Source organism: Salmonella sp. SAL00670 (assembly GCF_046552235.1).
Classification (GTDB): domain Bacteria; phylum Pseudomonadota; class Gammaproteobacteria; order Enterobacterales; family Enterobacteriaceae; genus Salmonella; species Salmonella enterica.
The window spans coordinates 524,394-536,821 of sequence record NZ_JBGDUO010000002.1 but is presented as its reverse complement, the minus strand read 5'-3'; the positions used below and the strand labels follow the sequence as shown (position 1 = coordinate 536,821).

14 protein-coding genes and 1 riboswitch are annotated in these 12,428 nt (G+C 50.5%); of the genes, 6 read left to right on the top strand and 8 right to left on the bottom strand.

Going from position 1 to position 12,428, the window contains the following annotated elements:
* Nucleotides 1-212 precede the first annotated feature (212 nt).
* A complete protein-coding gene (gene glgS / locus ACLJRS_RS10015; RefSeq protein ID WP_000928927.1) occupies nucleotides 213-422 on the top strand; it encodes a cell surface composition regulator GlgS in 210 nt (69 codons plus the stop codon).
* 74 nt (nucleotides 423-496) lie between these two features.
* On the opposite strand, the gene ubiK is transcribed toward glgS, so the two are convergent.
* The gene (gene ubiK / locus ACLJRS_RS10010) at nucleotides 497-793 is read right to left on the bottom strand and encodes a ubiquinone biosynthesis accessory factor UbiK (protein ID WP_000566824.1); all 297 of its coding nucleotides are present in this window, start codon (nucleotides 791-793) and stop codon (nucleotides 497-499) included.
* A 132-nt stretch (nucleotides 794-925) separates the two neighbouring features.
* A riboswitch (FMN riboswitch) is annotated at nucleotides 926-1,124 on the top strand.
* 105 nt (nucleotides 1,125-1,229) lie between these two features.
* Here ubiK and ribB point away from each other — a divergent pair.
* On the top strand, nucleotides 1,230-1,883 hold the full coding sequence (ribB, locus tag ACLJRS_RS10005; RefSeq protein ID WP_001076978.1) for a 3,4-dihydroxy-2-butanone-4-phosphate synthase: 654 nt from the start codon (nucleotides 1,230-1,232) through the stop codon (nucleotides 1,881-1,883).
* A gap of 170 nt (nucleotides 1,884-2,053) precedes the next feature.
* On the opposite strand, the gene dsbI is transcribed toward ribB, so the two are convergent.
* From dsbI to ACLJRS_RS09990, 3 genes are read right to left on the bottom strand one after another with little or no spacing between them, the layout of a single operon-like run.
* On the bottom strand, nucleotides 2,054-2,731 hold the full coding sequence (dsbI, locus tag ACLJRS_RS10000) for a protein-disulfide oxidoreductase DsbI (RefSeq protein ID WP_000345576.1): 678 nt from the start codon (nucleotides 2,729-2,731) through the stop codon (nucleotides 2,054-2,056).
* A 14-nt stretch (nucleotides 2,732-2,745) separates the two neighbouring features.
* Nucleotides 2,746-3,417, bottom strand: coding sequence for a thiol:disulfide interchange protein DsbA/DsbL (locus ACLJRS_RS09995; RefSeq protein ID WP_000096229.1), 672 nt, complete (start codon nucleotides 3,415-3,417; stop codon nucleotides 2,746-2,748).
* A gap of 19 nt (nucleotides 3,418-3,436) precedes the next feature.
* Nucleotides 3,437-5,233, bottom strand: coding sequence for an aryl-sulfate sulfotransferase (locus ACLJRS_RS09990; protein ID WP_000460259.1), 1,797 nt, complete (start codon nucleotides 5,231-5,233; stop codon nucleotides 3,437-3,439).
* Nucleotides 5,234-5,632: 399 nt separating this feature from the next.
* On the opposite strand from ACLJRS_RS09990, the gene ACLJRS_RS09985 reads away from it, so the two are divergent.
* Nucleotides 5,633-5,809: a hypothetical protein gene (locus ACLJRS_RS09985; protein ID WP_000469259.1), complete on the top strand. Its 177-nt coding sequence runs from the start codon at nucleotides 5,633-5,635 to the stop codon at nucleotides 5,807-5,809.
* 66 nt (nucleotides 5,810-5,875) lie between these two features.
* On the opposite strand, the gene zupT is transcribed toward ACLJRS_RS09985, so the two are convergent.
* Nucleotides 5,876-6,649, bottom strand: coding sequence for a zinc transporter ZupT (gene zupT, locus ACLJRS_RS09980; RefSeq protein ID WP_000115871.1), 774 nt, complete (start codon nucleotides 6,647-6,649; stop codon nucleotides 5,876-5,878).
* A 140-nt stretch (nucleotides 6,650-6,789) separates the two neighbouring features.
* Here zupT and ygiD point away from each other — a divergent pair, with 140 nt between their 5' ends.
* A complete protein-coding gene (gene ygiD, locus ACLJRS_RS09975) occupies nucleotides 6,790-7,578 on the top strand; it encodes a 4,5-DOPA dioxygenase extradiol (RefSeq protein WP_001674726.1) in 789 nt (262 codons plus the stop codon).
* Nucleotides 7,579-7,639: 61 nt separating this feature from the next.
* Here the strand turns inward: ygiD and ACLJRS_RS09970 are convergent, their stop codons facing one another.
* The 3 genes from ACLJRS_RS09970 to tolC all read right to left on the bottom strand — a co-directional run bounded on the left by ACLJRS_RS09970 (nucleotide 7,640) and on the right by tolC (nucleotide 11,168).
* Nucleotides 7,640-8,803: a glutathionylspermidine synthase family protein gene (locus ACLJRS_RS09970; RefSeq protein ID WP_000442833.1), complete on the bottom strand. Its 1,164-nt coding sequence runs from the start codon at nucleotides 8,801-8,803 to the stop codon at nucleotides 7,640-7,642.
* A gap of 5 nt (nucleotides 8,804-8,808) precedes the next feature.
* Nucleotides 8,809-9,480, bottom strand: a complete 672-nt coding sequence (locus tag ACLJRS_RS09965) for a DUF1190 family protein (RefSeq protein ID WP_000831528.1) — start codon at nucleotides 9,478-9,480, stop codon at nucleotides 8,809-8,811.
* Between the two features lie 212 nt (nucleotides 9,481-9,692).
* A complete protein-coding gene (gene tolC / locus ACLJRS_RS09960) occupies nucleotides 9,693-11,168 on the bottom strand; it encodes an outer membrane channel protein TolC (RefSeq protein WP_015899378.1) in 1,476 nt (491 codons plus the stop codon).
* A 200-nt stretch (nucleotides 11,169-11,368) separates the two neighbouring features.
* On the opposite strand from tolC, the gene nudF reads away from it, so the two are divergent.
* A complete protein-coding gene (gene nudF / locus ACLJRS_RS09955) occupies nucleotides 11,369-12,001 on the top strand; it encodes an ADP-ribose diphosphatase (RefSeq protein ID WP_001231950.1) in 633 nt (210 codons plus the stop codon).
* A complete protein-coding gene (locus tag ACLJRS_RS09950; RefSeq protein WP_000833404.1) occupies nucleotides 11,998-12,420 on the top strand; it encodes a DUF1249 family protein in 423 nt (140 codons plus the stop codon). Before nudF ends, ACLJRS_RS09950 begins: the two co-directional genes overlap by 4 nt.
* The last annotated feature ends 8 nt before the right edge of the window (nucleotides 12,421-12,428 follow it).

Genomic DNA, 12,428 nt, shown 5'->3' with positions numbered 1-12,428 from the left:
ATTTTTATGCTTGTTATTTCACTGCGTTACAATATCATGTGACCCATATCTCCTTAAGTCCGAAAAGCGATTTATCCGTCGTTATCTTTGGTGAATATTGTGATTTTGCGCATTAAATTTGCGCACGTTATGTATAAAACCGCCGTACATATAGGGAAATACTGAAATCAGAAAAAGCATATAGCCTTAACAGAATTCAATAACTGGAGGGTATGCTGATGAACAACAATAACGTCTATTCACTAAATAATTTTGATTTTCTGGCGCGCAGTTTTGCCAGAATGCAGGCGGAGGGGCGTCCTGTTGATATCCAGGCGGTAACCGGCAATATGGACGAGGAGCACCGCGACTGGTTTTGCAAGCGTTACGCGCTTTACTGCCAGCAGGCGACTCAGGCGAAAAGGTTAGAATTAGAACACTAATGCCGGCTCCCTTATACAGGCGCAGGGCATTATTCAGATCTTATATGAGCGGGCCGTCAGGCCCGTTCACGTTTTTACTCTTGTGGATCGACTGGCGGAATGGCGGGCGCAGGTTTTACTTCTTCAGGCTTGTCGCGAGCTTCCAGTTCGCTGAGGCGTTGCTCCAGCAGCGCCAGTTTTTCCCGGGTGCGCAGCAAGACCTGAGTCTGGACATCAAACTCTTCGCGGCTCACCAGATCGAGACGCGTCAGCTGAGATTGCAGCGTTTGACGGATTTTTTTCTCGATATCTTCCCCGAACTCGCGAATACCTTTCGGCATTGACTCATGAACCTGGCGTGCGATTTGCTCAATTTTTTTCGGGTCAATCATTGTGGTTTCCCTGAACTGGTAAGTGTTAGCTCTTATTGTAGTGCGATATGTGGACGCCATAAACCAGAATTGTGTGACGTCATACGGAGTAAAGGCGTTGATGAAGGTAATCAATAGCGTTATAGTTAACCCGCTTATTCTCAGGGCGGGGCGAAATTCCCCACCGGCGGTAAATCAGCGATGTTTAACGCATTTCTCATCACGGCGCGCCGTGACGGAATGCGGAGAGCTGGTTGAAAGCCCGCGAGCGCTTTTTGCCATAGCGAAAAGGTCAGCAGATCCGGTGTAATTCCGGGGCCGACGGTTAAAGTCCGGATGGGAGAGGGTAACGATCCAGTCGGGCATGGACCCGCTCACGTTATTTTTTTGCCGCTTGTCGGCACTCCTAAGACTGCCCTGATTCTGGTAACCATAATGTTAATGAGGTTTTTTTACCATGAATCAGACGCTACTTTCCTCTTTTGGTACGCCTTTTGAACGTGTTGAACTTGCACTGGATGCGCTGCGTGAAGGACGCGGTGTGATGGTGCTTGATGATGAAGATCGTGAAAACGAAGGCGATATGATTTTCCCCGCAGAGACGATGACCGTAGAACAGATGGCGTTAACCATTCGTCACGGTAGCGGTATTGTTTGCCTGTGTATTACTGAAGATCGTCGTAAGCAGCTCGACTTGCCAATGATGGTGGAAAACAACACCAGCGCCTACGGTACCGGTTTTACCGTGACCATTGAAGCCGCAGAAGGCGTGACCACCGGCGTTTCCGCCGCTGACCGTGTCACTACGGTGCGCGCGGCAATTAAGGATGGCGCAAAACCGTCCGATCTTAACCGTCCGGGGCACGTTTTTCCACTGCGCGCCCAGGCGGGCGGCGTGCTGACGCGCGGCGGTCATACGGAGGCGACTATCGATCTGATGACGCTGGCCGGTTTTAAACCTGCAGGTGTACTGTGCGAGTTGACTAACGACGATGGGACGATGGCGCGCGCGCCGGAGTGTATCGCGTTTGCAGGCCAGCATAATATGGCGGTAGTCACGATTGAAGATCTGGTGGCTTACCGCCAGGCGCATGAGCGCAAAGCCAGCTGATCGAACGGATCATGCTTGAAAAAAGCCGATGAGATGTCATCGGCTTTTTTGTATTCCTTCGGTGCCATATTGTTCAGTTTCAAAGAACGACGAATAAGCTGAATGGTAAAATTATTGTGAGAAAAGCAGAGGCCTGAATGCAGACCTCTGCTTTGGTTTATCTATTCAGGTTATTTGCCTCTGGCCAGTTTCAATGCCCAGGCGCCGCTCATCACCAGCAGCAGAATCAGGCACAACCCAAAGGCCAACATACATGCCTGCGCCATGTTCATAAAGTGCCAGGGCGGAAGCAGATACCAGCCTTCGGACTGCTGGTAGAGATCGACAAACCACTGCTGTACGCTACTGAGCGTTACGCCATCAGGGACGATAGGCGCGTCATAACCGCAGTCTCCGGTAGGTTTAAACCACTCCGGTGCCCATTCCGCCAACGGTAAGTTGAAAGGAAAGGTAGGGTCAGTCGAACATCCTTGCACGCCAAAAAGTGAATCGGGGTCCGCATTATGTACCGCATGATGGATACCATTAAGCTTAATAGAAAACTTAATGCCCATAATGCTGCCATAAAACGCCGCGATGCAGCCAATCAGCTTCAGCACGATATTTTTGGGATTTATTGCCGCAATCACCCCGCCAATTACCATCACAAACATCGCGTAACGGATGTAAACACACTGCTCGCACGGTGCCATGTAGAGGTAGATTTGGAAGAACGAGTGCGCCAGGATAATTAATCCTCCCATCGCGATGGCCATTAACAGCCACAGAAAGCGCTGTTCCTGCCATCTCACCAGCGTATCTACTGGTCTTGCGCGTAGGTCTCGCCATAATCCCTTAATAAAATCCATAATCGTTTCCCTGCTTATTTTTTAGTGGCCAGTTCCCGAACGAGTTCAGCCATAGAATCGATGGATTTGATGTTTTTGGTATAGATAAGGTACTTGCCGTTGACGACGTAAGCCGGAACACCCTGAATTTTGGCAACGTCATAGGCGGCTTTCCATTTTTCCAGCGTCTCCTGAACGGCAGGATCTTTCAGCGCCGCTTCAAAATCAGCCTGGTTCATGCCTGCGGCGTCCAGCCCGGTTTTAATAAATGCCGCCGGATCTTTCCCATCTGACCAGCGCTCTTTCTTATCATGGTAAGCCGCATACCAGGCGAACTTTGCTTTTTTGAATTGTGATTTAGCATCAAATAACGAAATCCCGGCAGCTTTATCTTTGGCGATCAGGACTGCAAATACTTCGCTGGCCTGTTTGCCATATTCGCCTTTTGTTTCCAGGTGGAACGGAGTGAACGTAACGAGATCGGCTACTTTATCAGAAACCGGACCTGTTACGGCTTTGTCATATTTGTAGCAGAAAGGGCAGGCGTAGCTAAATACCTTAATCAGCGTTTTATCCGCATTAGGAATCGGTTTCTCCAGAACCATATAATCTGTGCCCTCGGTAAAAGCCGATGCCGCAAAAGGAGTGACCAATGCTGCGGTTAATACTACGCTTTTAAATAAAGAGGTAATCCATTTAGATGACATATTAATTCCTTCCCGTTATTTATTTAAACATTTGCGTTGGATGAACCAGTAATGCACGATAGTGAGTCTGGTTGGGTTTATCCGACAGCACATCAATTTCAACTTTCACTTCTTTCGTTTTATAGTCAATCTCATTCAGTTTGCCGACTGTGGGTTTACCAACGTCGAACAGGTTAATAGAACCGCCAAAGCCGAACATGGTGTCGCGGTCTTTTTGATATTCAACAACCGAGGTAATAGGACTATAGAAATCATATCCACGTTCTTTACCGTATTCCCAAACTTGTTGTACGGTACCTTTCTTCTCATCGATCTTATATTCGACAAAACGGGAATACTTCATGGTCGGTAGAGCCGGTTGCTCCAGGCCGCGACCATCGCCGTTATCAAAGACCGTTAACGTGCCTTTGCTGGAAAGCCATGCCGTATGTTGGGTATAGGTGAAATCGAAATCGGTGTCCTTACACTTGCCATTTTCGTCACAGGTCAACGGCTTACCATGATCGTCTACCGGTTTTAGCAATTTACTGGCTAGCTGCTTATTCCAGCCTTTAGACGGTGCCAGTATCCATTTCACCTGCTTATCGCGACCAATTTTTACAATACCCTGATGGCGGGAAGAAAGGATGATGGAGTCGTCTTTCGCGTCATAAGCGATAGAGTTGACGTGCGCCCAGTTACGACCGGCACCAACGCCAAGCGCATCGCCATACGGCGTATCCGGTTCGAGTTTCGCCTGCTGTCCGGCATGGGCCAGATCGACGTTCACGCATACTGCGCCCGCATCCAGCGCGCCGAGCAGCGCATCACGCATAGGGTCGAGGATTTTGGTTAAATCCCAAACGTCTACTACGCGGCCAGACTTATCAACCTCAATGATTTGGTCACGAATCGTATGAACATGTATGCCGTCTTCTTTGCGGTAATCGCGTTTGCCGACGCGCAGCAGTACGGTGCCGTTCACGGTTTCGATGGATTCATGAGACGCATCCAGGAACCCGCGCGGCAGTTTGTGATCGGCAAGAATTTGCCCCATCATGTCAAACTCGTACCAGTGTTGGCCCTGCACCGCGGTAAAGGTGCCGCGAGGCGTTTCACGAATACCCATCAGGTAGCCGCGTTTGTTGATATTCATATCGTGGCCGTCGTAGAAGGTATCTTGATCCAGCCACCAGCGATATTCACCCTGGGTGTCGACCACAAACGTATAAGGGGCGATATCGAAAGGCAAAGCCCCGCCCGCCGGGCCGGCATCAAGAATGCCCGCATTTTTATCTTTTTCGCCGTGCCAGTGAAATTCAGCGCCCTGCGGCGTAAAGGTATGGGTATTTACCAGATAAAGGCGATCTTCAAATCCTGGCGCGACTTTAATAACTTTCGTTTGCTGGAGATCTGAAATAGAACGGTTATCCATATAATGGTTGACGATGGCGGACGTCTGCACCACATAGTCATCCTTCATGGCTTTGCCGTTTTCTTTATATTCTACCGTGACGTTGTTGGCAAATTTCTGATAAAGGCCAAAAATAGGAATACCGTCATAGGTTTCTAAAGACTCTTTCCCAACGGTATAAGTAACAGGAACGCCTTTTTCCCCTTTGCCATGTACAGTAACTTTAACGTCTGAAATAATATGGCTATCTAATTCCACCAGCGCGGTGAGAGGGGCATTTCCGTAAGGATCGACAACGACTGCGCCTAATTTCCCTGCGGGCTGTGCCGGTTGAAAACCTGCGGCAAACGTACTGGCTGCGGTGAGTCCGCATGTCAGTGCGACGGCACCGGCAAGTATTGTTTTCCGGTATTGGTCAAACATGGATATATCTCCTTATATACAACTTCTAAATATAATACTTCTGAATATACTATGTTTTTATGAATAATAAATGAGGTAAATGATTGGTCTTTAAATATAAGTCATGATGCTGTTACTTATTTTAAAGTATATTCTGTATCAATATTTTTTAATTGCCTGAGTGAGTCGATAGTAGGAGTGTGATATTTTAAGAACAATATAAATTAGTACGAAGTGTGATCTTATCGACATTGTTTTCTGCTTAATACCTCTTTCATTATTGTGTTTCACCACTGATTTATATGATCAAAATCATTTATTTGTTCCACAAATATGCCAGTATATGAATACGTCAAAATAAGGGTATGTAAAATTTTAACGTTAAATGTTTAGTGATGTTAAATTTTAAGGGTAAAAAGGATGTTTATTGCCTGGTATTGGATAATATTAATCGTTCTGGTGGTAGTAGGGTATATTTGCCATATGAAGCGTTATTGCAGAGCGTTTCGGCAAGACAGAGATGCATTACTTGAAGCGCGAACGAAACGTTTTCGCCAGACGAGCGAAGGCGACAGCGTGATGAATGAGCAGAAATAGCGCATATCCTTGACGGGAAGCCGGATGTTGCCTGGCTAAAGGCCTGCATCCGGCGCGACGTTTCTCTTAACCGATACCTATCGTCTGCAAAATGACGAGACTGAGCCCCATGATGGACATACCGCAAAGCACGCCATAGCTGGGGTTATTGTTAGGATCGATCTCTTTTGCCAGCGGCATCAGTTCATCGACGGAGAGCGCCACCATAATACCGGCGACTGCCGCCATGATAGCCGCCATAACGATTGGCGAAACCAGACTGCCCAAAATCAGCCACGCCAGCACGCCGCCAAGAATTTCCGCCATGCCGGAGATACCGGCCCAAAAAATCGCGGTACGTTTTGAGCCCGTCGCGGCATAAACCGGACCGGCAACCGCCAGACCTTCAGGAATATTGTGCAACGCCACCGCCAGTGCGATGCCGAAACCCAGTTCAAGATTGCTGCTGGCAGTGACAAAGGTGGCGATCCCTTCCGGAAAGTTATGCAGGCTAATGCCGAGCGTCAATAAAATCGCAGTGCGTTTTATCGAGCCGGGAAGCGGCTGCTGCCTTTTTTGCATCAGATCCTGCGGATGAGCGTGAGGAAGCAGGCGGTCCAGCCCGAAGTAGCCCAACAGGCCGATAATAAACATTCCGTAGCCCAGTACAGGCGACATCCCCTCGGTATCAAGCGCGGCGGGCAGCATCTCCATCAGCGAGATGAGCAGCATGATCCCTGCGGCGAAGCCCAGCGAAAAAGCCAGCACGCGGTTAGACGGTTTTTGGCCGAGAACGCCAAGAAACGCGCCAATAAAGGTGGCAGCGCCCGCCAGTAAGGTCAGAATAAGTGGTACTGACATCCATTACTCCTTATCAATTTGCCGTCCGAACCTGACCTTCAAAATAACTGATGATCTTCATCATAGTTATCTGAGTTCTTCCTCTGTGAAGAAAGCGTATGGTGATGTTAACAAAATGTCTTTCCTGTAAGGATAACATCATGTCTTTAACGTGTATGCCAGCATTGTTTTTGGGGCATGGCAGCCCGATGAACGTGCTGGACGATAACGATTATACCCGCGCCTGGCGGCGATTGGGGGAAGCCCTGCCGCGACCACAGGCGATAGTGGTGGTGTCGGCGCACTGGTATACCCGTGGGACTGGCGTCACAGCGATGGAAAGGCCGCAAACTCTCCATGATTTTGGCGGTTTTCCGCAGGCGCTGTATGACACGCATTATCCGGCCCCTGGATCGCCTGCGCTGGCGCAGCGTCTGGTTGAACTGTTGGCTCCCGTTCCCGTCGCGCTCGATAAAGAAGCGTGGGGATTTGATCACGGCTCCTGGGGCGTATTGATCAAGATGTATCCGAATGCGGATATCCCGATGGTGCAGCTTAGTGTTGATAGTACCAAACCGGCGGCATGGCATTTTGAGGTGGGCCGTAAACTGGCGACGCTGCGTGACGAAGGCGTGATGCTGGTGGCCAGCGGGAATGTGGTTCATAACCTGCGGACTGTGCGTTGGCACGGTGACAATATACCGTATCCCTGGGCGGCGTCATTTAATGACTTTGTGAAAGCCAATCTGACGTGGCAGGGGCCGGTAGAACACCATCCGCTGGTGAATTATCTGCAACATGAAGGGGGGGCCTTATCGAACCCGACGCCGGAGCACTTTTTACCTTTGCTGTATGTACTTGGCGCCTGGGACGGCAAGGAACCTATCACCATCCCGGTCGACGGTATTGAGATGGGCAGTATAAGTATGTTGTCGGTGCAGGTGGGGTAGGCCGGATAAGGCGCTGAATGATTGCCCGATGGCGCTACGCGCATCGGGCTTACAGGAGAATCTATCCTTCGACAAAAATATGCGGATAGAAGCGGGAGAGATCCTGGGTGATCAGCGCCCGATCTTCACGGATACCAATTCCGGCGGGCTGATCGTTAATCAGCCAGCTACCAATCAGGGTGTAACTGTCGCCGAATTTTGGCAGCGGATAGAACTGTTGCACGATCATACCCTCTTCGCCATACGGGCCTTCCACGGATTCGATCGTTTTACCGTTCTCAATAATCGATACGTTCGCCCCTTCGCGGGAGAAGATCGGTTTCACGACATATTTATCCATTGGCGGATGTTCGTCTTCGGCGAAATACGCAGGCAACAGATTCGGATGGTCAGGGAACATCTCCCACAACAGCGGCAACAACGCTTTATTGGAGATAATGCTTTTCCAGGCCGGTTCCAGCCAGCGCACGCCGGCATCTTCCAGCTTGGTGGAAAACATCTCGCGCAGCATAAATTCCCACGGATAGAGCTTGAACAGGTTCGCAATGACCTGATCCTGCAGATCCGTAAATTGGCCTTTTTCCCCCAGACCAATATCGTCGATATAGAGAAATTCGGTGGCGATTTCCGCTTCGGCCGCGCAGTCCTGTAAATACTGAATGGTGCCGCGATCCTCAACCGTATCGCGACAGCAGGTGAGATGCAGCAACTGAAAACCGTACTGCTCGCGAAGTTCAGCAAAGCGTTCAATCAGTTTTTCCTGCAGGCTATTAAACTGATCGCTGCCTTCCGGCAGATTGCCCGCGTTGATCTGATCTTCCAGCCAAATCCACTGAAAAAACGCCGCTTCATACAGCGATGTTGGCGTGTCGGCATTATTTTCGAGCAGCTTAGGCTCGCCGATGCCGTCCCAGGCCAAATCGAGGCGGGAATAGAGCGACGGTTGTTGCGTTTGCCAGGACTGGCGAACAAAACCCCAGGTATGTTTTGGAATACGAAACTTCGTCATCAGCTCATCGCTGGCGATGACGCGTTCTACTACCTTGAGGCACATCTGGTGCAGCTCGGCGGTAACGTCTTCCAGTTTTTCCACCTGGGCGAGCGTTAACTTGTAATAAGCGTCTTCACACCAGTACGGTTCACCATACATAGTGTGAAAATTAAACCCGTATTCAGTCGCTTTATCGCGCCAGTCCGGGCGCTCGGTAATACTGACTCTTTCCATGCGTATCAGCCGCCCATCGAACGTGTTGAAGTACCGGCAGCGCTACGCTGCATGGTGCTCTGTTTGGCGACGGATTCGCCAAAACCGCCGCGGGTAACGGTTGTTGTGGTGGCAGGTTTCGGCGCCATCGCGGTTTTCGGTACGGTCATTGTCCGGCCCGGTTGCGCCGCGCCGTAGTTTTTACCTGCCGCATCGGTATATTTGCCGTATGCAGGGCTGGCCGGGTTTTTCGAGCTAAACAGCGGCTGTTGCGCAAAGCCTGCGCCGCCGCCCATCAGACGCCCCATCATGTAACCTGCCATAAGCGGCATCCAGAAACTGCCGCTGGATTGTTGGGCCTGCGCCTGATTTTCCGGTGCCATGCCAGCCTGTGCGGGCGCTTGCTGGCACTGACCTTCGCCAAACTCAGCGACGCAATCTTCGCGTGTAGCGTACTTAGGCGCAGTACGTTCGGCCTCTTTCAGCGCATTGTTATATGCGGTTGTACACTCCGCGCTTTTGCCCGGATTCGCCGCTGAACAGTCATCAGCGTTTTGATACAGCGATACGGTTTCATCGCTTTTTTCACAGCCAGCCAGCATAAAAACAGCCGTAACCGCCAGGGCGACCGGCGTTAAATGCCGCGCGCTCCAGCTTTTGCGAAATGATGCGTGATGGATGGATTTTGTCCGTTTCATATTTGTCTTCCAGGACCCAGTGGTAAATACAACATGCCTTCAGAATAGAGGATGACTGGTCGAAATTGAAGCGAGAAAAGGCGAGAATGCGGCGGAATAGCAGGATCTTTACGTTGCCTTACGTTCAGGCGCGGCTTTATGACAGGTAGCGCCGCGCTTACCAGACCTACAAGGGCACAGGTCTGATAAGCGCAGCGCCAGCGAATAACTTATCAATGCCGGAATGGATTGCCGTTATTGCTGTTGGCGCGAGCGGCGGTCGGCTGTACTGCCGGCGCGGCGCTATGGGCATTATAACCGTCTGCGGCAGCATCCTGATCTGGCGTTTCCGGCGCTACGCTTTCCGGCGACGTCGGGATAGGTTTACCCAACGTACTGTTAAGCGCGAGCAGATCCTGCTCGTTCAGCGTACCGAGCGCATATTTGATATTTAACTGATTAATCAAATAGGTATAACGCGCGTTGGCCAGTTGCTGCTTGGCATCATACAGAGTGGTGGTGGCATCCAGTACGTCAACAATGGTACGTGTACCGACCGAGTAACCGGCTTCCATTGCATCCAAAGAACTTTGCGCGGAAACGACTGCCTGTTTATACGCGTTGATGCTGCTGATGGAGGCGTTAATATTGTTAAAGGAAGAACGTACGGTCTGCACCACGCTACGGTGCGCGCTTTCCAGCTGTTCGCTTGCGCCGACGAAGTTATACTGCGCCTGTTTTACCTGCGAGTTAACCATCCCGCCTTGATACAGCGGCAGGGAGAAGTTCAGGCCGATTTTATTCTGCCCCATGTTGCTATCGTCGTACTGGGCGGAGTTGGTTTTAGAACCGCTATAAGAGGTATCAGAAATGCCGGTTGAGGCCGTTAAATTCAGCGTCGGCAGATGGCCATCCTGCGCCTGACGGATTTGCTCGCGCGCCAGATCCTGACTTAAACGCGCCTGCAACAGCGACAGGTTACGGTTTTCCGCTTCCTTCAGCAGCGCATTAACCGCTTTGGGTTTGTCGGTTTTAAAATGCTCGACGTTAAGCGACGCCAGCTCCGGGTAATAATTGCCGGTCACCTGGCGCAGCTCTTCTACCGCGTTATCCAGGTTGTTGCGGGCGGTCACTTCATTCGCCAGTACGGTATCATATTGCGCACGGGCGTTTTGCACGTCGGTAATGGCGACCAGACCCACGTTAAAACGTTGCGTCGTTTGGTCTAACTGACGATAGATAGCCTCTTTTTGCGCCTGGGTATAGGAAAGCACATCAATAGCGTTCAATACCTTAAAATACGCGTTCGCGGTATTGAGGATCAGCGTCTGCTGATCGGTCTGATAGGTGACATCCTGAATGCCTGCTGCTTTTTCTTGCAGGGTGAGCCCACGCCATTTCGACATATCAAATAGCGTCTGCGTTAATTGCAGGGAAGCGCTGGTTTCATTGGAGTTGATACCGTTCGCATCGCGATAACCGTTGCTGTAGGTGTAGTCGGCACCTAAACCCAGTTGCGGCAGTAAAGGACTACGCGCTTCGTTAATTTTTTCGAATGCAGCATCGCGATCGGCAGCGGATTTACGCAATTCCGGGTTGCTCAGGCGTGCTTGCTGATAAACTTGCATCAGGTTCTCTGCCTGGCTTAGTGTGCTGAACCCCGACAGGCTCAGGCCGATAAGGATGGGGAGCAATTTCTTCATTTGCATTCCTTGTTGTGAAGCAGTATTTAGCGCTGATCAATTTGTAAAAATAATTGCTGATTCTAGCAGAATCCGCCACTGCAAAAAGTTGGCGTTACGTGCCATACGAGCCTTAATTGGCACCAATTTACCACAAGGGTGATAAAACAGCAGTCAACCACCCTTGAAATTCATCATTTAATCATTATTGCTAGCAGGGCAGCACAATGCGTAAATCAGACAACTTGCCAGTTACTTTCACCAAAAGCGATGTAGAAATTATTGCACGGGAAACGCGCTATCGCGGTTTTTTTTCATTGGATGTGTATCGATTCCGCCATCGTTTATTCAACGGAGAAATGAGTGGCGAGGTAAAGCGCGAAATTTTTGAGCGCGGGCACGCCGCCGTCTTGCTACCCTTTGACCCTGAACGCGACGAGGTGGTGCTGGTCGAACAGATTCGTATTGCCGCGTATGACACAAGCGTTACGCCGTGGCTGCTGGAGATGGTCGCCGGCATGATAGAAGAAGGCGAAACCATTGAGGCGGTCGCCCGGCGGGAGGCGATGGAAGAAGCAGGGCTGACCGTGGGCCGTACCCGACCGGTCATCAGTTACCTGGCGAGTCCTGGAGGAACCAGCGAGCGCTCATCTATTCTGGTGGGTGAAGTGGACGCCACGACCGCGGCAGGTATTCATGGTCTGGCGGATGAAAACGAAGATATTCGGGTTCATGTGGTAAGCCGGGAGCAGGCATACCAGTGGGTAGAAGAGGGGAAAATCGACAACGCAGCCGCAGTCATCGCTTTGCAATGGCTTCAGTTGCATCATCAAGAGTTAAAAAACGAGTGGAAAAAATGAAGCGTTATACACCTGACTTCCCAGAAATGATGCGTTTGTGCGAAACCAATTTTTCGCAATTGCGCCGCCTGCTGCCGCGCAATGACGCCCCCGGTGAAACGGTGAGCTATCAGGTGGGCAACGTACAATATCGGTTAACGATTGTGGAATCGACCCGATACACTACGCTTGTAACGATCGAGCAAACGGCGCCAGCCATCACCTACTGGAGCCTGCCGTCGCTGACGGTGCGCCTCTACCATGATGCGATGGTGGCTGAAGTGTGTTCAAGCCAGCAGATCTTTCGCTTCAAAGCGCGGTATGATTATCCAAATAAAAAGTTGCATCAACGCGACGAAAAGCATCAAATTAATCAGTTTCTGGCCGACTGGCTACGATTCTGTTTAGCACATGGAGCGATGGCGATTCCGGTTTATTAGCGTCGTGA